Origin of the sequence: Lentzea sp. NPDC102401 (assembly GCF_044765805.1) — a bacterium.
Lineage (GTDB): Bacteria > Actinomycetota > Actinomycetes > Mycobacteriales > Pseudonocardiaceae > Lentzea > Lentzea sokolovensis.
The window spans coordinates 45,809-69,374 of the sequence record NZ_JBIWKS010000005.1 but is presented as its reverse complement, the minus strand read 5'-3'; the positions used below and the strand labels follow the sequence as shown (position 1 = coordinate 69,374).

The window sequence follows — 23,566 nt, the reverse complement described above, 5'->3', positions numbered from 1 at the left end:
GTGGCCCTCCCCCAGCCACTGCTCCCCGGAAAGCGAGTCACATGACCGCCATCGATCCCACCGCCCACCTCACCGACGAGCAGATCGAGGAACTCGGCCGCGAACTCGACGCGATTCGCGACGAGGTCATCGCGAGCCGTGGTGAGAAGGACGCGGCCTACATCCGCAAGGTCATCTCGGTGCAGCGCAAGCTGGAGCTGACGAGCCGCGGCATCCTGCTGTTCTCGCTCTTCCCGCCGGCGTGGATCATCGGCACCGCCGGTCTGTCCGTGGCGAAGATCATGGACAACATGGAGATCGGCCACAACATCCTGCACGGCCAGTGGGACTGGATGCGCGACCCGAAGATCCACTCCACGACCTGGGAGTGGGACCACGTCTCGCCGGCCGACCAGTGGAAGCACTCGCACAACGAGCTGCACCACACGTACACCAACGTGATCGGCAAGGACAACGACCTCGGCTACGGCATCATGCGCGTGGACGAGGACCAGAAGTGGCACCCGATGTACCTCGCTCAGCCGCTGTGGAACTTCATCAACGCGTGCTTCTTCGAGTACGGCATCGCCGCGTACGACCTGGAGCTGGGCAAGAACCTGCACAAGCGCCGCCGCAAGAACCCCGAGTTCGTCGCGCGGGCCAAGGCCGTGGGCCGCAAGATCCGCAAGCAGGTGCTCAAGGACTACGTGATCCACCCGCTGCTGTCGGGCCCGTCGTTCCTCACCACGCTCGCCGCGACGTTCACCGCGAACCTGATCCGCAACCTCTGGTCGCACTCGGTCATCATGTGCGGTCACTTCCCCGAGGGCGTGCAGACCTTCGAGCGCCGGTCGATCAGGGGCGAGACGCGCGGCCAGTGGTACCTGCGCCAGATGATGGGCTCCGCGAACATCAGCGGCAGCAAGGCCATGCACTTCATGACCGGCAACCTGTCGCACCAGATCGAGCACCACCTGTTCCCGGACCTGCCGAGCAACCGGTACGCCGAGGTCGCGGTGAAGGTGCGCGCGCTGTTCGAGAAGTACGAGCTGGACTACGTGACCGGCCCGCTGCCCAAGCAGGTCTTCTCGGCGTGGCACAAGGTCTTCCGCCTGTCGCTGCCGAACAAGAAGCCGAAGGTCAAGACGCCGAACCGGGACAAGGAACTGGTCGCCGCCTGAGACCGGTAGTGGTTCAGTCCTTTCGGCCGTACCGGAGACACCTCCGGATTCGGTGAGATTCCTTCGTGGGGCCCGAGTTCCATCCCTGCTGCTTCATCGGGCCCTCCGACGGAGGAACACATGCGAAGGGTCTACCTCGTCGCGGCCAGCCTGATCACGGCCGCGACGATCTACACGCCTGCCTCGGCCGCGGCCCCTGCCGCCGCGGCGATCACCGAAACCGTCTACGTCGAGTCCACGATCGACAGTGACTCGGACGGCAAGCTCGACCGGATCGCCGCCGACGTCATGCGGCCCGACACGGCCGAACGAGTGCCGATCGTGATGGAGGCCAGTCCCTACTACGGGCTGGGTGCTGCTGCCGCGTCGGCGACGAACGTGCCGCGCGGCTTCGGCCGTTGGTACGACGAGTACTTCGTGCCGCGCGGGTACGCCGTGGTCGAGATGGAGATGCAAGGCACCTCCCGGTCGACCGGCTGCCCGACCACCGGCGGCCCGGAGGACACCGCGAGCGTCCGTGCGGTCGTGGACTGGCTCAACGGCCGCGCGAAGGCGTTCTACGCCGACGGCCGGGCGGCGGTCGCGAGCTGGAGCACCGGCAACGTCGGCATGCTCGGCGTCTCCTACAACGGCACGCTGCCCAACGCGGCGGCCGCGGCGAACATCCCCGGCGTGAAGACGATCGTGCCGATCGCCGCGATCTCCAGCTGGTACGAGTACGCCCGCGACCAGGGCATCGGCTACAAGGGCTGGGAATCGAACTACCCGACGTTCCTCGCCAACTACGTCGTCAGCGCGGCGCAGAAGGCGAAGTGCAAGCCGGTCTTCGACAAGCTCTCCGCGGACGACGGTGACGAGTCCTGGGACTACACGTCGTTCTGGAAGGCCCGCGACTACCGGGTGGGCGCGCAGAACGTGTCGGCGTCGGTGTTCGCGGTGCACGGCCAGGCGGACTGGAACGTCAAGCCGTCGCAGTTCGGCCGCTGGTGGAAGGAACTCGCGGACCGGAACGTGCCGCGCAAGATCTGGCTGCACCGCGGCGGTCACCTCGACCCGATCTCGTTCCGCCAGGCCGAGTGGCAGCGCGTCATGGGCCTGTGGATGGACCACTGGCTCAAGGGCGCGGACAACGGGATCATGGACGAGCCCATGGCGGACGTGCAGAAGCCGGACGGCAGCTGGGAACAGGCCGCCGCCTGGCCGCGGCCGGACACGAAGGACACCACGCTGTACTTCGGTCCTGCGGCCGGTGGCATGTCCGGTTCGCTGACCACCGCGCCGGTGACCAGCGGTACGCAGAAGCTGGGCGCGAACGCGAACATCAGCGAGGCGACCATGATGGCCTCCCCGGAGACCGCGAACACCAGCCGGCTCGCCTACGTGACGGCACCGCTGACGAAGGACGCGCGGTTGTCCGGCGAGGTCGGCCTGACGGTTCGGGTCGCGTCGAACCGGGCGTCGACACCGCTCACGGCGTTGCTGGTGGACTACGGCCCGAGCACGCAGGCGGTGCTGTCCGAACGCAGCCCGCTGCAGTTGTCCACGGAGGTGTGCGGCCGCAACGACCTGCGGGACAGGACCGGCTGCGCGCGTCCGCCGGACGTGTCGATCCAGGCGGTCTCGGCGACGATGCTGACCAAGGGTGCGATCGACGCCAAGAACCGGTTGTCGCTGGAGACCGCGACCCCGTTGCCCACCAACGGGTCCACCGCGGACGTCACCTGGAAGCTGCACGCCCGTGACGCGCTGATCCCGGCCGGGCACCGGATCGGGATCGTGCTGGTCACGAACCACAACGCCTACCTCGCCACGGATACGGCGGCGAGCGGTGTTTCGCTGACCGTGTCGCTGGGCGTCAGCAAAGTGGTGCTGCCGATCGTCGGCGGTGCGCTGAACAAGTAGTGACGAGCCGGGGCCTGCGGACTTCACCTCGCGCGGGCCCCGGCGTCGTTAGTGTGGCGCGATGCTTCTGGCCGCCATTCCCAGTCCGACCCAGGGCGTCTGGCACCTCGGTCCGATGCCGATCCGCGCCTACGCGTTCTGCATCATCGCCGGCGTCCTCGTCGCCGCCTGGCTGACCGAACGCCGCTACGTCCGGCGCGGCGGCAGGCCGGGCGTCATCAACCAGATCGCGACCTGGGGTGTTCCGTTCGGCATCGTCGGCGCCCGGCTGTACCACGTGGCCACGACCTGGCAGCCCTACTTCGGCCCCGGCGGAAGTCCCCTTCGCGCCCTCTACGTCTGGGAGGGCGGGATGGGTGTCTGGGGTGCCATCGCGCTCGGCGCGCTCGGAGCGTGGATCGGCGCCAGGCGGGCCGGTGTGACGCTCCCTCCGCTGGCGGACGCGGCGGCGCCGGGAATCCTGCTGGCACAAGGGATCGGCCGGCTCGGCAACTGGTTCAACAACGAGGTGTACGGCGGCCCGACCGACCTGCCGTGGGCGCTCACGATCCACGAGTGGGACCAGGACGCCGGCCGTGCGGTGATCGGTTCTGACGGACTGCCGGTGGTGCTGGGGACGTTCCACCCGGCGTTCCTGTACGAACTGCTGTGGACCTTCGCCGCCGCGGCCGTGGTGATCTGGGCGGACCGGCGGTTCCGGCTCGGGCACGGCCGGGCGTTCGGGCTGTACGTGGTGCTCTACACGCTGGGCCGGCTGTGGATCGAGGCGCTGCGGATCGACACCGCGAACACGATCCTGGGGCTGCGCCTGAACATCTGGACCTCGCTGATCGTGGGGCTGGGCGCCGCCGCGCTGACGCTGTGGTCGGCACGGCGGCACCCAGGCCGGGAGGACCTCAGCTCAGCTTCGGCGCCGAGTTGTACGCCTCCGCCAGCAGACGCGGGTTCCGAACGGACTTCTGCGGATCGATCGTGACGGTCCGGACCTCACCCGGCAGCAACCAGAAGTAGTTGTCGCCGTACAGGGTCGGCAGCACGCGGTCGGTCCCGTTGCGTTCCCGCAGGGACAGCCGGACCATCGCGGCCACGGTCCTGCCGGTGTTGCGGACGGTCGCGGTGTAGCCGTTCTTGTTGCTGCTCAGCGTGGTCGTGAGCGTGGTGTACGCGAGCTGGTTGAGGGCGTGCATGGACTCCGGCGTGCGGTAACGCCAGTAGGTGTTCTCGGAGATCTGCTTGCCCTGGGCGTCGGTCAGGGTGAGGCGCAGCAGGTGGAACGCGGGCAGCGCGGCGTCGAACGGCACCGTGAACAGGTTGCTGGCCGAGGTCGCGGCGACGTCGAGCTTCTGCTCCTGGGCCTGCCCGATCGCCTTGCCGTCCAAGGCGAACAGCTGTGCCTTGACGGTGACGCCCATCAGGTGCGATGCGGTGTGGTTGACCGCCGTGACCTGCCAGGTCGTCAGGTTCGCCTGCACGTGCCGCTGCTCGCAGCCCTTGCGGGAGCCGTAGTAGCTGCCGTTGACGTCCATGTCGTAGTCGTAGGTCTGCCACACCGTGCTGTGCCACGCCGGGTGCGACATCCACAGCAGCACGCCGGTGGCGTCGTTCCACAGCCTGGCGTTCCACGCCTCGAAGATCGCGCGCATGTTCTCGTAGTTGACGAACTGCGCCTTGCGGCAGAACTCCTCCATGCTGCTCGACGGCGCGAGGCGGGCGTCGATCGCGGCCTTGTAGCCGTTGGGCTGCTGGTTGCTGTTCTCCGACCAGTCGTGCATGTACCAGGCGTCCCCGATGGGCCAGCCCGAGTTGCCCTGGCCGACGAGGTTGCGCATGCTCTCGACCACCGACACCGTCGGCAGGCCGATCTCGCTCCAGAACCCGAACTTGCCGCCCGTGGCCTCACCGGTGCCGTACGTGCGCGGGTCGACCCACCGGTACGTGCCGTCGCCGGTGATCACGCCGCTCGCCGAGTTGGGCTGGTACATCAGGTCGGTGTTGGTGTGGACGATCTCCCTGAGCACCTTGTCCACCGCGGACGGCGGGCTGCCCTCGTTGCAGCCGAACCACGCCACGCAGCAGGCGTGCGACCGGTAGCGGAGCACGGTGTCCTTGGCCTGAGCGAAGAACTGGTCGTGGTTCGCGGGGTCGGCGGACCAGCCGAGCCAGAACTCGTTCCACAGCAGGATGCCGTACTTGTCGCACGCCTCGAAGAGCTCTTCGCGGTACGACGAGCCGACCCAGTTGCGGATGACGGTGAAGTTCATGTCCTTGTGCAGCGCCACAGCGGCGTCCGCGCGCGAACCGGGCATGCGGCGCAGCAGTTCGTCCCAGCCCCAGCTGCCGCCGCGGGCGAAGATCTTCACGCCGTTGACGAGGATGATCAGCGGCTTGGGGGAGTTGTCCTGCGACACGACGTCGGTCCAGTTGTCGCCGTCCTGCGAGACCTGGATCTTGAACGTGGCCGCGTAGGCCGTCTCCCAGCGCAGCGTCACGCGGTCGAACGAGGTCGTGGCGCCCAGGTCGACCTGCACCCACTCGTTGTCGTTGTAGTTCGAGGTCCAGCGGGACTTCGGGTCCCCGTCGGTGACGGCGCCGGGTGAGGTCCAGTCGGCGGCCGACGACGCGGTCGCGGTCTTGCCGCGCGCCAGGTCGGCGTCCGGCGTCCTGCTGTCCACGACGGACATCGTGAAGACGGAGAATCCCCAGCTGGTGGCACGCCTGCCGCCCTGCATCCGCACGTAACGGGCCTGCTGGGCCGGGAAGTCGACGGTCTGGTCGGCGGCGCCGTCGACGATCGTGATCGGCAGGTCGTACTGGTAGGTGACCTGCCGGATGCCGAACCTGAGCTTCTTGCGGTCGCTGACCGCGGTGCCGACGGTGGCCGTGAGCGTCAGGTCGTGCAGCGTCGGGTCGCCGTACCCGTTGGGCCACCACAGCTTGGGGTTCCTGATCCGCAGCTGCGGGTGCGTGGCCGGCGCGAACACGGCGGCGGCCTCGGAGTTGGCGGGCACGCTGACGGTGCTGCTGACCTTGACGCCGCCGAACTCGGCCGTGACGGTGACGCTCTTCGCGGACGACTCGACGTTGCGCACCGGCACGGTGAACGTGACCTCGGCGGTCGTCCTGTCCGGCAGCACCGTGTCGATGCGCGGATCGCCGACGACGACGGCCCCGGTCGAGCGCAGCCGGACGTGGTTCCAGATGCCGGAGGCGCGGTCGCGGACGGCGGGCATCCAGTCCCAGCCCGACACCGCGAGGTAGGTGGGGGAGTTCTTGAACATCGTGCTGTTCGCGCCGACCCACGCCTCGCCGCGCGGCCCCTTGTCGCCGGGGCTGCCGGGGAACGGCATCGGCGCGATCCTGACGGCGAGGTTCTGGTCGCCGGTCTTGCGCAGCGTCGAGGTGATGTCCAGCGCGGCCCGGCCGAACGGGTTGCTCAGCGCGCCGATCTTGGCTCCGTTGAGCCAGAACTCGGCCTCGTGGTTGATGCCGTCGAACTCCAGCCACACGTGCCTGCCCGCGCCCGTGTCGAGGCCGCGCGGCACGCTGAACGTGCGCCGGTACCACCACGTGTGCCGGGACAGGGCCTCCGGGATCTTGAGGTTGTTCAGGCCGTACACCGGATCCGGCAGGTGACCCTGCTCGACCAGCGACGCGAGCACGGTGCCGGGCACGGTGGCGGGCACCCAGCCGCGGGTGTCGACGTTCTGACCCGACAGCGCGGCGCCGTCCTCGGCGGGCGCGAAGTCCTGCATGGTCAGCACCCAGCCCGACTCCAGCGGCACGGACCCGTCCGGCGCCACGGTCAGCGCGGGGTTCTCGTGGTTGCGCACCGGCCAGTTGGTCCAGCCCTTGACCGCGGGCCGGGTGTCCCCGCTGGTGCCGTAGACCTGCAGTCCGTTGAGCCCCAACGGGTTCGCCGTCGATCTGCGCGAGGCGGAGAACCGGATCCAGCGCGCCTTCACGGCGGGCGTGAACGGGATCGTGATCACGCCGCCCGCACCGGACTCGGTGGCGTGGACCGTCCGCCACACCTTGCCGTCGTCGGACACGTCGAGGTCGAAGACGGTCGCGTAGCTGGAGAGGATCTCCGTGCCCAGGGTGTCGGCGCGCGAGCCGTTCGCGTCGAACGCCCCGTCGCCCGGCTTGGCCTCGAACGTCAGCACCACCGAGCCGATCTCGCAACGGCCCTGCAGGTCGACGATCATCCACTGGCCGTCGCCCTGCCCCGCCCGCCAGCCCGAGCCCTGCACGCCGATCTGCGCGAGACCGTCCACGGCGAACTCCGCCGGGGTCGCCGCGTAGTCCGTCGAGGACACCGACACCGGGCGGAACAACGCCAGGTCCACGGCCTTCTGCGCCGCGGCCTGCTCGGGCGCCGCCGACGCTGACCCTGACAACACGGAGCCCAGACCGAAACCGGCGAGCAGTCCGCCCCCCAAGGTCAGTGCCTGTCTGCGCGAGACGCCGCTGTCCTCCGCCATTGCGAGCTCCGATCCCTGTCCTGACAACGTTGCCAGGAAGCTTCGGTCTCGTTACGCGACTGGTCAACAAGACAAACGAGACAGGATTTCAGGGCGACGACATCGATGTCATCGGCTGGAACACGGTTAGGTGCGGTGGCCAGGCACAACACGACATGTCCCGGTCTTGTCCGTGTAAAAGACCGGTCCGCCGGGTGGACCGGTTTCCAGGAGTGCCTTGGAGTCGGTTCGGTGACCGTCCGCTTCGGGCAGCATCGATCACATGACACCGAGCGACTACGACGCCGTGGCCCAGGCGTACGCCGCCGACAACGAGAAGAGCTTCGCCAACGCCTACTACGAGCGCCCGGCGACCCTCGCGCTCGCCGGAGAGGTGGCAGGGCGGCGAATCCTCGACGCCGGGTGCGGTGCGGGCCCGCTGTTCGCGGCGCTGCGGGACAGGGGCGCGATCGTGAGCGGTGTCGACGTGAGCGCCGGGATGCTGGAGCAGGCCCGGTTGCGGCTCGGTGCCGCGGCGGACCTGAGGGTCGCCGACCTGGCGGATCCGCTGCCGTTCCCCGACGCCGAGTTCGACGACGTCATCGCGTCACTGGTGCTGCACTACCTGAAGGACTGGGACCCGCCGCTCGCCGAGCTGCGGCGGGTGCTGCGGCCCGGCGAGCGGCTGATCGTCTCGGTCAACCACCCCGCCGCCGACTACTACCTCGACCGTCTCGCGGGACGCAGGCCCGACTACTACTCGACCCGCGCGAACCCCGCGCGGTGGCCGGTGGGGGACCAGATGGTCGAGGTGACGTTCTGGAACCGGCCGCTGCACGCCATGACCGACGCGTTCACGGCGGCCGGGTTCCAGATCTCCGTCGTCAGCGAACCGCCGGTGCCGCCGGAAGCCCGCGACCTGTTCCCCGGAGAGTTCGCGCGCTACGCGGACGCCCCGAACTTCCTGTTCTTCGTCCTTCAGGCGGAGTGACCGATCACCGCGGTGACGGTGATGTCGACGTACCGGCCGATCAGGAACCCCGGCGCGCGGATGCCCAGCGTGCGGCGGTCCAGCCGGGAGGTCGCGGTCATCACCGTCCGGCCGTCCACGGTGGACAGTTCGACGGTGCCTTCGATCGTGGTGTGCGCACCCCTGGCGGTGAGCGTGCCGGTGACCTGCCAGCCGCCGTCGGCAACCCGTGCCGACGTCGCGGTGAACCTCGTCGTGGGGTGCCGGTCGAGGTCGAGCAGACTCGGTTTGCGCAGGTCCAGGTCGCGCTTGGTGTTCCCGGTGTCGATGGCGCCCAGGTCGAGGGTGCCGTGCACGGCCAGCAGCGCGCCGTCCGTGCCGATCTCGACGGTGCCCGCGGTGACGGGCACGGTGCCGTGCGCCTTGCGGCCCAGGTTGCCGACCTGGAACGACGCGGTGCTCCGAGTGAGGTCGGCCCGCCACACTCCTGCGGCGAGCGTGCGCACGGCGGTCATGACTGTCCGCCGTCGTAGTCGAAGACCTCGAGCACCGGGTAGATCTCGACGCGGTCCGCACCCCGCAGCAGTGCCGCGTCCTCGCCGGGCAGCAACTGCGTGCTCATGATCGCCTTCTGCGTGTCGATCAGCACCTGCTCGGACTCGGCGATCGACACCACGACCTCCGCGCCGTCCGCCCGGCGCAGCACGTAGGTCGCGATGTTGCCCGGCACCGACAGGGCCGCGGGCGTGATCCGTTGCTTGGCCGCGAAGTCCGCGGCGGCCAGCTGTTCCGGGCCTCGGGGCCCGTCGAAGTAGGTGAGCTGCGCGTACATGGTCGCCTCCTCTGGTGGTGCACCGAGTCTCGGCTCGTCCGGCGCGACGCGGATCCGTGCCAGTACGGAGTGCGGTACTGAACCGCCACCGGTCGGCGATACTCCGGGTGTGGAGGAGACTCCGATCTTCGGACGCGACCGCGAGCTGGCCACGCTCCGCGCGAGCCTCGTAGCGGCGGCGGGCGGCTCCGGCCGGCTCGTGCTGGTTCGAGGCGAGGCGGGCATCGGCAAGACGCGGCTGGCCTCGGCCGTCGCCTCGATGGCCGCGTCGTACGGAATCCCGGTCGCGCGTGGTCACGCCGTCGACGACCCCGGCATGCCTCCGTTGTGGCCCTGGCGCCGGCTCGCTCGTGCGCTGCCCGAGTTGTCGCGCGTGCTTTCCGAGGCGCGTCCGGACGACTCCGCGCGCTTCGCCATGCTCGCCGACGCCGCAGATGCGCTGGTGGCCGAGGCTTCTACCGCTGGGCTGCTGATCGTGCTGGAGGACCTGCACTGGGCCGACCGCACGTCGTTGCGCCTGCTCGGTCACCTGGCGGCCGAGTTGCCCGCCGCGCGGATCCTGGTGGTCGCGACCTACCGCGATGCCGAGCTGTCCGAGCTGATGCGTGCCCCCGCCACCCGCACGGTGCACCTGGGCGGGCTGACCAGGGGTGACGTGGCCGGGTGGGTGCGTTCGGCGGGCGTGGCGGACTCGGAGGCACTGGCCGCGCGACTGGTGGACAGCACCGGCGGCAACCCGCTGTACGTGCGGATGCTGCTCGACAGCGGTGAGGAGACAGGGGAACTCCATCGGCTGGTGTTGTCGCGGCTGGACCGGCTGAGCGCACGGTCCCGGGACGTGCTCGGGGTGGCGAGCGTGCTGGGGGAGCGGATCGACCCCGCGCTGCTCGCGGCCGTCACCGGGGACGAGCCCTCGGCGTCGCTGGACGAGGCCGTCGCGGCCGGGGTGCTGCAGGTCCGCGACGGGGCGCTGGCCTTCGCCCACGCCCTGGTCAGGGACGCGGTGTACGAGGACCTCGCGCCCTCGGTGCGGGCCGAGCTGCATCGGCGGTGTGCGCTGGCGCTGGCCGCAGGGGGCGGGGTGCCCGGGAGGATCGCGGCTCAGTGGCGGCGTGCGAGTGGAGTGAACGCGCCCGCGGAGTGCACCCGGTGGGCGACCGAGGCGGCGCGGGCCGCCACGGCGGAGCTGGCCTACGACGAGGCGGTCGGGTTCGCCGCACTCGCACTCGCGACGTCCGAGGAGAAGACCGCGGAGCTCACCCTCGGCCTCGCCCGAGCCGAGTTCCTCGCCGGCGACACCGCGGCCAGCCTCGACCACTGCCGCACCGCAGCCCGCCTCGCCGAGCAGTCGGGAACCCCGGACCTCATCGCCGAGGCAGCCCTCGTCATCACCGGCATGGGCGACCGCTCGCTGCTGACCGCCGTCGACCAGCTCTGCGCCACGGCCCTGCGGCACCACCCCGGCGAAGCCACCGCGTCCCGGCTGCTCGCCCGCCGCGCCATGGCGGCCACCACGACCGGGCACGGAGACCGCGCACGCGAGCTGTCCGCGACGGCGTTGGAACTCGCGGTGCGCAGCGGCGACCCCGACGCGGAACTGGACGGCATCCACGCCCGGCACCTGACGTTGTGCGCGCCGCAGTTCCGCGACGAACGGGTCGTGCTGGCGAACCGGGCCGTCGAACTGGCCGGGACGGCGCGGCAGCCGCACGCCGAGCTGTGGGGGCACGTGTGGCTGGTCGACGCGGCGTTGCAGGCCGGGGACCTGGGTGAGGTCGACCGGCAGCTGGAACTGATCGAGCAGTTCGCGGCGGCGCGGCAGCACGCGGTGGCGTGGTGGCACCTGCACCGGTTGCGGGCCACGCGGGCGGCGTTGGTCGGGCAGTTGCGCAGAGCGCGGGAGTGCAACGAGACCGCGAGGGCCGTGGCCGGGCGGATCGGGACCACGGCCGCCATGGGCATGTACCACGCGTTCCAGCAGGGGTTGGCGCAGCTCGAAGGCGGCATCGACGAGGCAGCGGCGCGGGAGGCGTTGGACGTCATCGAACGGGTCGGCGACATCCCACTGGCGCGCGTGTACGTGCCGGTCCTGCACGCGCTGCTCGGCGAGACCGACCAGGCGCGTGCCACGTTCGAGGAGTTCCGGGCGATGCCGGCCACGCTGGAGGCCGGGCCGACCTGGGCGCCCCTGGTCGCGCAGATCGGCGCGGTCGCCTGCCTGCTGGACGACGCCGAGGCGGCCGAGGGCGTCTACGAGGTGCTGTCCACGTTGGAGCCGCACTTCGCCGCGGACGGGTCCGGCGCGGTGTTCTCCACCGCCGCGACGCCGCAGTTGCTCGGCGACCTCGCGATGACGTGCGGCCGCAGGGAGGTCGCGGCGGAGCACTACCGGCTGGCGCTCGAGATGAACGCCCGCATCGGCGCCCGGCCGTTCGCCGCGCTGAGCAGGCTCGGACTCGCCAGAGCGCTGACCGACCCGGCCACGGCGCGGACGCTCGCGACCGAGGCGGCGGCCGAGTTCCGGGCGCTGGACATGCCGATCCGGCTCGCGCAGGCCGACCGGTTCCTGAAGCAGATCAAGACCGAAGAACAGGCGCGGGACCCGTTGTCGCCACGCGAGTCCGAGGTCGTGGACCTGGTGGCGCAGGCGCTGACGAACCGGCAGATCGCGACGAAACTGCACCTGAGCGAACGCACCGTCGAGACGCACGTGCGCAGCGTTCTGGCCAAACTCGGGTTGCGCACCAGGACCGAGATCACGGCCTGGGAGCTCACGCGCCGGGCGTGACCAGGCCCGTCTCGTAGGCGAGGACGACGGCCTGCGCGCGGTCACGCAGCTCCAGCTTCGCGAAGATGCGGGCCACGTGCGTCTTCACGGTGGCCTCGCTCAGCGTGAGGTCGTCGGCGATCTCGGAGTTCGACCGCCCACCCCCGACGAGCGTGAGCACCTCACGTTCCCGCGGCGTCAGCACGGCCAGATCCCGGTGCACCGCGGGAGTCACCGGGGTGCCGGAGGCGAACCGTTCCACCAGCCGCCGGGTGATCGACGGCGCGAGCAGGGCGTCACCGGTCTCGATCAGCCGCACGGCAGCGACGAGGTGCTCGGGCGTGACGTCCTTGAGCAGAAACCCGCTGGCCCCTGCCGCGAGCGCCTCGTACACGTACCGGTCGAGGTCGAACGTCGTCAGCATCAGCACGCGGGAGTCGCCCGGCTCCCGCACGATCCGACGGCACGCCTCCAGCCCGTCCATCCCCGGCATGCGGATGTCCATCAGCACGACGTCCGGCCGCAGATCGCGGACGACCGACACCGCCTCGGCCCCGTCCGCCGCCTCGCCGACCACCTCGATGCCACCGGAGTTCAGGATCATCCGGAACCCGATGCGCACGAACGCCTGGTCGTCCGCGATCACCACCCGCGGCCCGGTCACGGCCGCTCGATCGGGATCTTGGCCCGGACGCGGAACCCGCCGCCGAGCCGCCTGCGCGCGTCCAGGTCACCGCCCAGCACCGCCACCCGTTCCCGCAACCCGAGCAGCCCCCGTCCCTGACCGTCCTCAAAGGACACCGAATCACCGGACAGCGTGCTGGGCCCGGAGTTGAGCACCTCGACCCGCAGGTGGTGCTCCGCGTACCGCACCGTCACCTCCGCCTTCCTGCCGTCGCCGTGCTTCAACGCGTTGGTCAGCGCCTCCTGCACGATCCGGTACGCGGTCAGGTCGACACCGGACGGCAACGGCCGCGGCTCGCCGGAGATGCGCACCTCCACCGGCAGCCCGGCGAAGCACATCCGGTCGACCAGTGAGCTCAACCGGCTCAGACCGGGTTGCGGCGCCAGCAGATCATCGCTGTCGGCGGACGGCGCGAGCAGGCCGAGCATGTGCCGCAGCTCGGTCATCGTGTCGCGGCCCGCGTTCTCCACGGCCAGCAACGCGTCGGTCGCCTCGGACGTCCCGGCGGTGAGCACCCGTCGCGCCGCACCGGCCTGCACCACCATCACGCTCACGTTGTGGCTCACGATGTCGTGCAGTTCCCGTGCGATGCGGGCCCGTTCGGCGTCGACGGCGTTGCGGGCGGCGGTCTCCCGTTCCCGCTCCAGCAACCAGCCGCGTTCCTCCATCGCACGGGTGTGCGCGCGCCGAGACGCCGCCAGCCGCATCGCGAAGTACGCCGCGGCCAGGCAGGCGACGACGGCCACCACCAGCTCCCACACCCCGTCACTGTCCCAGAGCGCCGATCACCCGCGCATCAAACCCCGGATGCAGTCACTACATCCCCAGGATGACCGCGCCCGCCGAGTTACCTCCCAGGACTGACGCCTCTGATCGCACAGCTCAGCAAGATGGCCGCCATGAAGAACGCAGACGCCGTCGTCGAGCTGACGAACGTGCGCAAGGAGTACAGCGACTCGACCGCGCTGGACGGGGTGTCCCTCGTCGTCCGCGCCGGGGAGGCCGTCGCGGTGATGGGACCGTCCGGCAGCGGGAAGTCCACGCTGCTCAACATGATCGCCGGCCTCGACCGCCCGACGTCGGGCGGCGTGATCGTGCACGGTTCGGATCTCGGCGTGCTCAGCGAGACCGGGCTCGCCCTGTTCCGCCGGCGCGGCATCGGCATGATCTTCCTGCTTCAACACCCCTATCCGGGACAGATCCCGTAGCAGCGGCAGTTCGACCCTCCGTACGACCTTTGTGGTGTCACACGGGACACACCCCAATTTCCCCTGGTAGCGGGAACCGCGGCGGTGCCCATGCGTGACGGAATCGTCCCGGCGCTCGAGTTCGGCGACGCCGCGACCAACCGAGCCGTTGAGGTAACTGGCTGTGCGCCGGCGAACGGCCTCGTCGGAGTGTCGGGACCGCCGGGTGCACCACGGACTTTGGACCTGAGGCGGACCGAGGCTCCCGCACTCGGCGACATGCCTGCCAGGCAACGAAAGAACCGACAGCGGCGTCGCTACGCGGTGGCGTTGCTCGACTCCGCGGGCAGGCTCACAGACCAGCAGCTGTTCTCGCAGCTGGGGTGGAGTCCAGGCACGCGCGTGAGAATCGGCAGGGGTGACGGCTACCAGATCGTTGTGCGCAGTGACGAGCATGGAGACTCGTCGCTGACCTCCCGGAACATGGTGCTCGTCCCCGCGTCCTTGCGCCACTGGTGCGGCTATGACGCGGGCGACCCCGTTTTGGTGGTGGCCGTCCCCACGATGTCCGCTGTGGTGTTGCATCCCATTGAGACACTCGACCAGGCGCTGCCCGATCCCGCGCAAATCGTGGAGAGGATGCGGCCTGCCGGGGTGTCGCTGGCTTACGCAAGTCCGACCGTTGCCGTCGGCGAGGATGACGATAGGGACGGCGAGTGCGCGGCCGGGCTTGGGGCACCGGATGGGGATGGGACAGCGTACGTGTCGCGTTTGGACGGTGACGATGAGTAGCACGAGCGCCGACGTCCAGGCGGTGATCCAGCTGATGCATCACTTGAAGGTGGAGCCGGAGGAACTCCTCGCTGCCACCCGGCCGCACAATATGGTCACTTTTGAACAGTTCATGCCCTTGGTGCTCGACCCGCGGACGGGCCAGCCGACGGCGAGGCACCAGAAGAGCTACTGCAACAGGATCGTCAGTAGTTGGGGCTCAAGGAGGCTGGATGAGCCGACTGTGCGCGAAGTGCGCGACCTGATTGAGCATTTCCGAAGCACTGCGGCACGGCGCCGTGATCACACCGACGGGTCCGGCGCAGCGTTGAACGCCTACAACGCGCTGAACAGCGTGTATCTGTTCGCAATGCAAGAGGGGGTCCTGTCGTCCCGGCAGAATCCGATGGTGTGGGTGACCAAACCTCGTCAGGCCAAGTCCAAGCGTCAAGCGTTGAGTTCGCAACTGGTTCAGGAGATCTCTAGGGTGGCGGCGACGACCGGACATGACCCGAGGTTGGACAGCCTGTTGATCCGGTTGCACTTGGAGACCGCCGCACGTCCCAGCGGCGCACGGAGGTTGTTGCTGAAAGACTTGGATCCCACCCGACTGCTGATCACGTTGCGGGAGAAGGGATTGGAGCGTCTGCAGCCTGTCTCTCGGACCCTGATGGATGCTTTGCTCGATCATGCGCGGGAGCGTGGTGTCTGTGATGGTGAGTTTCGGCTGTTGCGGAATTCGGACGGCACACCCGTGACGCAGAAGCGGTATTACGGGCTGTGGGATCGGCTGCGGAAGTACATCAAGGCTGTTGATGAAGGCAACATCACCATGTATTGGTTGCGGCACACCACTTTGACTTGGGTTGAGCGCAATTTCGGTCCGGCGGTGGCTCGTGCCTTCGCCGGGCACGCCGAAAGCCACCTCTGGTACGGGGTTACCACGCGTTACGTCAAAGCAGGACTGCAGGAGATCGCTACCGCGCTACAAGCCTTGACTGGTGAACCGCACCCGCTGGCTTTGCCTGGGTCGTTCGTGGTTCAGTCTTCAGAGATTCTCCCCGCTGCAGTGCATGCTGCGCCCGTGCGTAGCGAGTTGAGCGGCGACCAAGATCGTCTGTAGGCAGTCCAGCTACGTTGCATCTTTAAGCAGAGTAGGGGTGATGTCGGTTCTTGATCTCGCCGGACAGACAGGAACAGGTGGCTGGCGAGGTCGAGAACCAGCCCGATCGCGTCGGGGTGGATCGTGTGCGGTGTTCACTTAAGTGGCCGGGCGAATGCTTGAGCGGCGGTTGACCAGCGGCTGCCAGTCCGTGGCGGCTTGGTGCGGCTTCCAGGGCTTCGGAGCCGAACTGCTTGTGCAGGAAGAGTCGGTCATGGCCGTTGGCGGACGCCGACCGTTCGATGTGGATGGTGATGGTGCGTTCGCGTTCGTCCTCGACGTGAACCGGCTTTGGCCCGCTTCGGGCGCCGGTCGGCATCGCGATGCGGGATGCGCTCGTGATGTCGCAGAAACCCACCCCTGTTGGGACTTCATGCGCGGCAGGGTTGGACCTGAACTGCTCGACCTTGGAGAGGTCGGTGGAAGTCGGTTGGCGCTGGGGCATCCTGATGATGTCGCAGTCCACTTGATCAGTGAGGTGGCTTGCTGACACTCTTATGATCGTCACTCTAAGTGATGATGCGGCCATCCTCCGACGCTCATGCGGCGTGTCGCGAGCTTTTTCGTGACTGTGAGTTAGTTCTGTGCTTTAGTCCAGATCGTTCGTTTTGTTGCTCAACGAGGGGGCGGGGCAACGAAGTCGATCACCGTGGCCATGTCGGCGCGGTGATGCGGACAGGGCTGAAAGGTTCTGCACAGGTCCATCGGTCGGGGGACGGATGGTGAAGCCGTAACGGGGGAACGCGGTGGGTAGACCGCAGGCATGTCACCGTGATGTTGGCGTGTGTTTGGCGTGGCCGACTGGAGTCCGGCGGTGAAGCGCTACGGGAGGCTTCGTCTTGCGTCGTCGGACTCCGGCGCTGGTGACGGTGCCGAGAAGGTTATTCGCGCGCTGGCGCCTCGGAGGGTTGCAGGTGGTGGAAACCGGCCACGCATGCCGCGCATCGACATGGGGCGGCTTCAGGTTGCGGTCGGCAGGGGTTGTCTGGAGTTCGCGTTGTGTGTGCTCGACGACAGCGGTCGGCTTGCTGGTCGTCCGATGTTCGAGCGCCTGGGTTGGTCGCCGGAGCAGTCTCTTGCGCAGTCGCTGGGGCGGGGTTTCATAGCGCTGGAGCCGGCGGGCGGTGGGGCTCTGTCCTTGGACAAGCGGATGCGCCTGGGTTTGCCGCCCGGCCTTCTTCGGTACTGCGGATTGAGATCAGGCGACAAGGTTCTTCTGGTCGCCGCGCCTGAGCATCGAATGCTCATCCTGCATCCGATGGCGAACCTGGCGCACATGACGCGGATCTTCCATGCAGAACAGTTGCAACACGACGTACGTCGAGGGGCGGCTAGATATGACGAATGATGATGATCTTGCTGCTGCTCGACTTCTGCTGCGGCGTATGGGAATTTCGCCTAGCGAGCTGATCGACTTCGAGCAGCGCGTGACGTGCATGTCACTGCGTCAGTTGGTGTCCACTGTGTCTGCTGTCGTTCCTGTGGGGTCGAGAAGGGTGTTCGCTCCCTACTGGCGCAAGGCCCTCAAGGTCTGGCCAGACGCGCAGGTTGGCGAGATCTCTTTTGCCGACGTAGTCTGGTTCATCCAACATGCCAAAGAAACCGCGGTTGTGCGTAGAACCAGCCGGGGAGGTCACTATGCCGCGGAACATGCTTACGCCGCAATGCGATGCCTGTTCCGCTATGCGGTCGGCAATCGGCTCCTGAGCCCCTGGGAGGACCCCACGGCGGAGGTGATCAAACCCAAGCGCCTTGCGTCCAACCGCAGGGCACTTCAGCCGGAACTAGTGGAGGAGATTGTGGAGGTTGCCTCCACGACGGGCAACGATCCCCATCTGGACGCCCTGCTGATGCGTACTCACATCGAAACCGCTGCCCGAAGGGGCGGTGCGCTGGCCCTGCGACTGCGTGATCTCGATCCGGACCAGTGTCAAGTCTTCCTGCGTCAAAAGGGTGGCAGCAGTCACTGGCAACCGGTGTCGCGGACCTTGATGACGGGCTTCCAGGAACATGCGTACGTGCGAGGGGCTCGGGATCCAGACGACGGAGTCCTGCGGTACCACAATGGTCGTCCGCTGAGCGCCCGGCGCTATGACAACTTGTGGAGCCGAGTCGGAGAGTACGTGCCCACTGTACGTTCTCAGGGCGTCACCACCCACTGGCTGCGGCACACGACCTTGACGTGGGTGGAGCGCGCCTACGGCTACGGAGTCGCCATGGCGTACGCGGGACATGCCGCTGCGACCGGCGGCCTGAGTCACGGCGTGACGGCTGTCTATGTCAAGGCGGACATATATGACGTCGCGACCGCGTTGGCCGAGCTAACGGGCGAGGAACATCCGCTCGCGCTCGTGCCGCCGACGTGGCGGGCCGACGCGGTACCCGAGTCAACGCCAGAGACCGAGATCGCCTCGATTGGCGCTGGTGCACCCGCACTGGTCGGGTGATTGCCGCCCGACCCGATGGCAGTCCGAGCGTTCCGCGGCGCGACTGCGGATGGTGCTGCCGTGAGGCACTGAACCTTCGCGTGGTCTGGGATGGTCTCTGTATGCCTTGTGCTGCAACTGTGTGATTGTCGGCTTGAGACTGTCCTGCGCTTTGGCTAGCGCGGTGAACGTGTCCTGTGCTCGGAATTGGACGGCACAAGGTATTGGGCGGTTTGACTGCCTTCTGGAGACGGTCTCGTTGCTGATGGCCCGCGCGGCGAAGAGGTCTAGCTGATGACCGGCGACGCGGGTGAGGCCGGAACGTTGGCGACGATCGACGAGTGCCGGAGCAACGTCCGCGAGCCCGTTGCACAGGGCGAGTTCTCCCCTCGGTTCGTCGTGGCCGGCGTCTGCTCTTTGCCGCGTCGAAGCTTGAGTTGAACTCTCCAAGACGTGCGCACAGGCTTTGTCTAACTGACATTGGTGTGTGCGGAGAGTAGTCAGTCAGGGTTGCGCTGAGGGTGAAACCGTGCGACGAACGGCCGTTCGTTAGTCCATTCGAGTGGTCAACTCGGAAGTTGAGCGTGAGTGCCGTGACTCTGCGTGCAAGTTGTGCGTAGTGTGATGGCTACCAGTTCGATAGTCCACACAGGACTACGGCGAGTTCAGTTAGACATTGAGGCGGCACGCACTTGGCCGCTAGCAACTGGTCAACAGCAGCCTGGACAGCTTGTTCGGCGCGACGGCCCTGGGGAGGGTGGCCCGCTGCGCGAGTTGAATCGGCTGCGTACGTGAGGCTGCGGCAGTCTGAGCGACGTTGGGGGATGTCGGCGTGAGCGGGGATACGCATTGCACGGTTTCCGGCGATGGCGATACAGGCGGAGGGCGGGTGCTCTTCCTTTCTGAGCCGGGAAGTTGCGGCGGTCGGCTCGATCCTGAACAGGTCTTAGTGCCGAACGACGTGGCGGAAGTGGTCGACTGGCACGTGCGTCCTCCACGATGGGAAGGCGTCGCGCGGACGACGTGTGGGCACATCGACTATGAACTGATCTCAGTCAACCACCCCGAGCTGTTCGACCTGCGCGAGCAAGTGGGCGCACCGGCCTTGCCGGCCTTGTGGGAGGCAAAACGCGTACTCGCCGAGGTGGGTCTGCTCCTTCAGTTGGAGGTGCAGATCGAACAGATCCAGGGTCGATGCGCGCTCGCGGTCTACGGCGCTGGCGTTGAAGGTCGGCTCACCGACGCCTTGTGGGCCGAGATTTCGGCGCTGCTCACCACATGCTGCTCGATGGTGCGCGAGCCGCGTCCTGACGTTGATCCGCTCGCTGGAGTTCTCACACCTCGGCGTCCGGCGATCACCCGAGGCCGCCGCATGATTCCGGCCTCGGTACGCCCGGCGGCCTATGAGCTCGACGACACCACACACACCTGGTGGTCCTACGAAGTGTTTGGCACGCTGCGCGAAGGATGTGCGTGTACCGCGCACACACCCGCGGCCCAAACCGTCCACATCGGCCCGAAGAGTCGGGTCGGCTGGTGAGCCCCGTCGGTGCGCGAGTCGTGATCCCAACTGGACCACGTCTGCTGCCCAGCTTCGGCCCTTCTGGATCGACCGCATCCGCGGCCGCTCCAGAAGGTTCGCGTGGTCCCGGCCCGCGCACCGGCGGCCTTCTCTCTGTTTTCCCTGACAGGTCGCGTCGCGGAACGTTGTGGATGCCCCCAGCTCCACCTGTCTCCCGGTTGCGGCCGCCGCGGTCCCGCCGTGAGTCGGAAGATGGGCTTCCGATCACGGCGGGACCGCCCTCCTCCTGCCTCGTTCGATCGGGACGCAGCGCGTGCGCGCGCGTGCCCAGGGTTCGCGCTCGCGGACGCCCCGTGCAGGCTCGCACGCTGTCATAGCACCCGATTCCGAATTTCTAGCTTCTCGCGTCTATGAGGTCGCGAGCAATACGGCATGCGCGAAGTTCGATTTATGCAATTTGAAGCTCATTCTTTCTTTAATCACTGCAGAACTGTTGACCATTGTGTCGACAATAAGGCAGGGTTGCGGCGGACCGGCACCATATGTGCTGATCGCAGGGTCAGCAGGGGGACGCTGACCCGCACTGGTGGCACCGAGCACGAGGTCGGCAGCAGCAACGATTCGTTGCGCGACTCCGCTGCGGCGACTAATTGATCTGCCTCTCGTGTGTTTGGCAAAGACCGGTGTGATGGATCGATCCGATATCCGGGGGAACAATCAATGGTATTCCGACCGTCCCGTGTCGCGGGGGTGATGGTCGCGGTGGCTGCGCTCGCTGGACTCGTCACCCCGACGGCATCCGCGCAGGTGATCGACTCCGAGCTGAACCTGGCGGCGACGCCTGGCTGGGCGTCACCGCAGAGCAAGGTCGGCCAGGCCGACGACAGGCAGCGGCGGCAGGTGCAGGTGGCCCTGCAGTTGCGCGACAAGCGCGGGGCACAGGCGCTGGCGAAGGCGGTGTCCACGGCGGGATCGCCCCAGCACGGAAAGTTCCTGTCGTCCGCGCAGTTCGCCGAGCGGTTCGCGCCGACGCAAGCCAGTGTGGACAAGGTCAGCGCCTGGTTGCGCGGCAAGGGTTTGACGGTGGGCTCGGTGGCGCCGAACCGGCACTTCATCTCGGTCGAGGGGACCAACGGGCAGCTGGAGTCGGCGTTCTCCACGGCACTGTCGACCTACAAGCGCAAGGCGCGTGACGGCCGCGAACAGATCCTGGTCGCGCCGGAGAAGCCGCTGGCGCTTCCTCGTGAGCTCGCGGGTGTGGTGACCGCGGTGGTGGGCATCGACGACAGCGCGAAAACCGTTGTCCCGCAGAACATCACCGGCAAGCGGGCGCCGCGCCCCGGTGCGCAGGCGGGTGCGGGCGCTCAGGCGGCCGGCACCGACTGTGCGCCCTTCTGGGGCGCGGTCAACAACACCGGTGTGCCGCAGATGCACGGCAACGGCATGCAGAGCAACGACATCTGCGGCTACAACACCACGCAGATGCGCGCGATCTACGGGCTGACTGCGGCCAACACCGGTGCCGGTCAGCACATCGGCATCACCGCGGCCTACAACTCGCCCACCGTGGTGGCCGACACCAACCGGGCGGGCCGCACGTACGGCTGGCCCGCGCTGGCCGAGGGCCAGTACAACGCCGTGACACCCTCGCGGTTCGAGGACGTGGAGGAGTGCGGCGGGACGGACATCTGGGCGTCCGAGCAGACGTTGGACGTGCAGGCCGTGCACTCCCTCGCTCCGGCCGCGAAGATCACGTACTACGGGGCGCGCTCTTGTGCCGCGCTCTACGAGGCGGTGAACCAGGCGGTCGCGGAGAACAAGGTGTCGATCGTCAGCAACAGCTGGCTGTTCGAGGGCGAGGCCGCTGTTTCGGCCGCGGAACGCGAGCAGGTCGACGCCATCGCGCTGCAGGCGGCGATCCAGGGGCAGGCGCTGCTGTGGTGCTCCGGTGACCAGGGCGACAACAGCCTGCTCAACGGCCGTCCGGAGGCCAGCTGGCCCGCGGTGCACCCGTGGGTCACCGGCATCGGCGGCACGTCGGTGGCGCTGGACTCGGCAAACAAGGTGAAGTTCACCGTCGGCTGGCAGACCTCGGGGTTCACCCTGTCCGGTGGCCAGTGGGTCGCGCAGCAGGACCGTGACGGCCGTTTCGCGGGCGGCGCCGGCGGCGGCGTGTCGCTGCGCTACGACATGCCCGATTACCAGAAGGGCGTCGTGCCGGACGCGATCGCGCGCGGTAAGCGTGCGGTGCCGGACATCTCGGCGATCTCCGACGCGTTCACGGGCATGGGCATGGGCTACACGGACAAGAACGGCGTGTTCGAGCTGTTTCCCGGTGGTGGCACGTCGCTCGGCACGCCGGTGATCGCGGCGCTGGTCGCCAACGCCCAGCAGACTCAGCAGGTCAGCCGGTTCGGTTTCCTCAACTCGGCGATCTACAAGCTCAAGGGCAGCCCGGCGATCGCCGACGTCACACCGGTCAAGGCCGCGATGTGGACGCCGATCATGATCCAGTGGCGCAACGTCGACGTGCCCCAGGACCCGAACAACTACCTGGTCAACCTCGACGACAAGCCGCAGACGCTGCAGTCCGCCGCGGGGTGGGACACCGTCACCGGTGTCGGCACGCCCGCGTCCAACGGCCAGTTCCTGACCCAGTTGGGCAAGTGAGCCGTGAGGCGGCATCGGAGTGGCAGCACACCCGCGCCCTGGTGCCGCCTCACCTTCCGCACTCCGGTGAGGCACCGACGTGACAGACCACATCCACTCTGAACTGCAGATCGGCTTATTTGCCGAGCAGCCCTCGATGTCAGCTTCGCACCGGCCCGCGCATCTGGTCGGCCCGCCCGCGGGTGGGCGCTGGACGACGTTGTTGCTCGGGATCGCGTTGCTCGCGCTCGTCACGGCCGGTGTCGTACTGGCCTCTGCGGGCCCTTCGACGGCACCGGCCGTCGCTCCGCGCACGCTCGCTGTGCAACCGCAGATAGCGGCATCGGCGGTGGGGGAGCAGGTGATCGCGCCCCGGCCGGTGGACGCGGCGGTGCTGGCGTCGTTGCCGCCGGCCACGACGCATGGCACGGTGCCTGACGCTCCGCTCGATTCGGCGCCGGACGTCGTTCTGTCCGGTCGTTTGGTGAAGCCGACCGCCGTGCTGCCGGTCTATCTCGCGCCGGGGGAGCGGGCGATCGCGGCCGCGCCGACGCGGCAGTGGGCCGGGGAGACCCGGCTCCCGGTGATCGCCGAACAGCCGGGATGGGCGCAGGTTCTGTTGCCGGTACGCCCGCAAGGCGCGACCGGCTGGATCTATCTCGACGACCCGCAGGTCGAGTTGGAGCGCACCACGTTCCGCATCGAGGTCGACCGCGCGGCGTTCACGCTCGCGGTCTTCGACGGCGTCCAGCAGCTCGGCCGCTGGACGGTGGGCGTCGGCAAGCCCGAGGCACCCACACCGGCGGGCCGGACGTTCCTGCTGGACAACCTCACGCCCGACGAACCGCGGTACAGCCCGGTCGTGCTCCCGCTGGGCACCCACAGCCCCACGCACACCAGCTACGGCGGCGGCCCGGGGACGGTAGGCGTCCACGGGTGGCCGAGCGCCGATGTGTTCGGGCAGCGCTCCAGCGACGGCTGCATCCGCGTGCCGCCGGACGCACTGCAGCTCCTCAGCACACGGGTGCCGCTGGGCAGCCCGGTGCTGATCCGGTGACGCACCAACGCGCCCC

General features: G+C 68.3%; 19 protein-coding genes. 13 read left to right on the top strand and 6 right to left on the bottom strand.

The features are described from left to right. The first annotated feature begins 41 nt into the window (after positions 1–41). The 3 genes from ACIRG5_RS19335 (at position 42) to lgt (ending at position 4,038) form a co-directional block, all read left to right on the top strand. Positions 42–1,160 carry a fatty acid desaturase family protein gene (locus ACIRG5_RS19335; protein WP_402906327.1) on the top strand — a complete coding sequence of 373 codons (1,119 nt, stop codon included), beginning with the start codon at positions 42–44 and terminating at the stop codon, positions 1,158–1,160. 120 nt (positions 1,161–1,280) lie between these two features. Next, entirely contained in the window at positions 1,281–3,062 is a 1,782-nt protein-coding gene (locus ACIRG5_RS19330) for a CocE/NonD family hydrolase (protein ID WP_402906325.1), read from the top strand. Positions 3,063–3,123: 61 nt separating this feature from the next. Continuing rightward, entirely contained in the window at positions 3,124–4,038 is a 915-nt protein-coding gene (lgt, locus tag ACIRG5_RS19325; RefSeq protein WP_402906323.1) for a prolipoprotein diacylglyceryl transferase, read from the top strand. On the opposite strand, the gene ACIRG5_RS19320 is transcribed toward lgt, so the two are convergent. Further along, the gene (locus ACIRG5_RS19320) at positions 3,959–7,543 is read right to left on the bottom strand and encodes a discoidin domain-containing protein (protein WP_402906321.1); all 3,585 of its coding nucleotides are present in this window, start codon (positions 7,541–7,543) and stop codon (positions 3,959–3,961) included. The genes lgt and ACIRG5_RS19320 overlap by 80 nt on opposite strands. Positions 7,544–7,805: 262 nt before the next feature. On the opposite strand from ACIRG5_RS19320, the gene ACIRG5_RS19315 reads away from it, so the two are divergent. Beyond that, entirely contained in the window at positions 7,806–8,513 is a 708-nt protein-coding gene (locus tag ACIRG5_RS19315) for a class I SAM-dependent methyltransferase (RefSeq protein WP_402906320.1), read from the top strand. Here the strand turns inward: ACIRG5_RS19315 and ACIRG5_RS19310 are convergent. Together ACIRG5_RS19310 and ACIRG5_RS19305 are read right to left on the bottom strand one after the other, a co-directional pair. Further along, a complete protein-coding gene (locus ACIRG5_RS19310; protein ID WP_402906318.1) occupies positions 8,501–9,007 on the bottom strand; it encodes a YceI family protein in 507 nt (168 codons plus the stop codon). The two genes, ACIRG5_RS19315 and ACIRG5_RS19310, sit on opposite strands and share 13 nt — an antisense overlap. Then, complete coding sequence (locus ACIRG5_RS19305; RefSeq protein ID WP_402906317.1) at positions 9,004–9,324, bottom strand: hypothetical protein; 321 nt, start codon at positions 9,322–9,324, stop codon at positions 9,004–9,006. Before ACIRG5_RS19305 ends, ACIRG5_RS19310 begins: the two co-directional genes overlap by 4 nt. A 109-nt stretch (positions 9,325–9,433) precedes the next feature. Here ACIRG5_RS19305 and ACIRG5_RS19300 point away from each other — a divergent pair, with 109 nt between their 5' ends. Next, positions 9,434–12,112, top strand: a complete 2,679-nt coding sequence (locus tag ACIRG5_RS19300; protein WP_402906316.1) for an ATP-binding protein — start codon at positions 9,434–9,436, stop codon at positions 12,110–12,112. On the opposite strand, the gene ACIRG5_RS19295 is transcribed toward ACIRG5_RS19300, so the two are convergent. Together ACIRG5_RS19295 and ACIRG5_RS19290 are read right to left on the bottom strand one after the other, a co-directional pair. Then, positions 12,096–12,755: a response regulator gene (locus ACIRG5_RS19295; RefSeq protein ID WP_402906314.1), complete on the bottom strand. Its 660-nt coding sequence runs from the start codon at positions 12,753–12,755 to the stop codon at positions 12,096–12,098. The genes ACIRG5_RS19300 and ACIRG5_RS19295 overlap by 17 nt on opposite strands. After that, complete coding sequence (locus tag ACIRG5_RS19290; RefSeq protein WP_402906313.1) at positions 12,752–13,537, bottom strand: sensor histidine kinase; 786 nt, start codon at positions 13,535–13,537, stop codon at positions 12,752–12,754. The genes ACIRG5_RS19295 and ACIRG5_RS19290 overlap by 4 nt, the downstream gene beginning before the upstream one ends. 138 nt (positions 13,538–13,675) lie before the next feature. Between ACIRG5_RS19290 and ACIRG5_RS19285 the strand changes: the two genes are divergently transcribed. The 3 genes from ACIRG5_RS19285 to ACIRG5_RS19275 all read left to right on the top strand — a co-directional run bounded on the left by ACIRG5_RS19285 (position 13,676) and on the right by ACIRG5_RS19275 (position 15,857). After that, positions 13,676–13,984 carry an ATP-binding cassette domain-containing protein gene (locus ACIRG5_RS19285; RefSeq protein ID WP_402906311.1) on the top strand — a complete coding sequence of 103 codons (309 nt, stop codon included), beginning with the start codon at positions 13,676–13,678 and terminating at the stop codon, positions 13,982–13,984. A 90-nt stretch (positions 13,985–14,074) separates the two neighbouring features. Continuing rightward, positions 14,075–14,755 carry a hypothetical protein gene (locus tag ACIRG5_RS19280; protein ID WP_402906309.1) on the top strand — a complete coding sequence of 227 codons (681 nt, stop codon included), beginning with the start codon at positions 14,075–14,077 and terminating at the stop codon, positions 14,753–14,755. Beyond that, entirely contained in the window at positions 14,748–15,857 is a 1,110-nt protein-coding gene (locus tag ACIRG5_RS19275; protein WP_402906307.1) for a tyrosine-type recombinase/integrase, read from the top strand. The genes ACIRG5_RS19280 and ACIRG5_RS19275 overlap by 8 nt, the downstream gene beginning before the upstream one ends. A 22-nt stretch (positions 15,858–15,879) precedes the next feature. On the opposite strand, the gene ACIRG5_RS19270 is transcribed toward ACIRG5_RS19275, so the two are convergent. Then, positions 15,880–16,362, bottom strand: coding sequence for a hypothetical protein (locus tag ACIRG5_RS19270; RefSeq protein ID WP_402906306.1), 483 nt, complete (start codon positions 16,360–16,362; stop codon positions 15,880–15,882). 468 nt (positions 16,363–16,830) lie between these two features. Between ACIRG5_RS19270 and ACIRG5_RS19265 the strand changes: the two genes are divergently transcribed. From ACIRG5_RS19265 to ACIRG5_RS19245, 5 genes are all read left to right on the top strand, one after another. Then, entirely contained in the window at positions 16,831–17,244 is a 414-nt protein-coding gene (locus ACIRG5_RS19265) for a hypothetical protein (protein WP_402906304.1), read from the top strand. Next, a complete protein-coding gene (locus ACIRG5_RS19260; protein WP_402906302.1) occupies positions 17,189–18,343 on the top strand; it encodes a tyrosine-type recombinase/integrase in 1,155 nt (384 codons plus the stop codon). The genes ACIRG5_RS19265 and ACIRG5_RS19260 overlap by 56 nt, the downstream gene beginning before the upstream one ends. Before the next feature lie 811 nt (positions 18,344–19,154). Next, positions 19,155–19,862: a hypothetical protein gene (locus ACIRG5_RS19255; RefSeq protein WP_402906301.1), complete on the top strand. Its 708-nt coding sequence runs from the start codon at positions 19,155–19,157 to the stop codon at positions 19,860–19,862. Positions 19,863–20,606: 744 nt separating this feature from the next. Continuing rightward, a complete protein-coding gene (locus ACIRG5_RS19250; RefSeq protein ID WP_402906300.1) occupies positions 20,607–22,514 on the top strand; it encodes a protease pro-enzyme activation domain-containing protein in 1,908 nt (635 codons plus the stop codon). Between the two features lie 136 nt (positions 22,515–22,650). Continuing rightward, entirely contained in the window at positions 22,651–23,550 is a 900-nt protein-coding gene (locus ACIRG5_RS19245; protein ID WP_402906298.1) for a L,D-transpeptidase, read from the top strand. Positions 23,551–23,566: the final 16 nt, after the last annotated feature.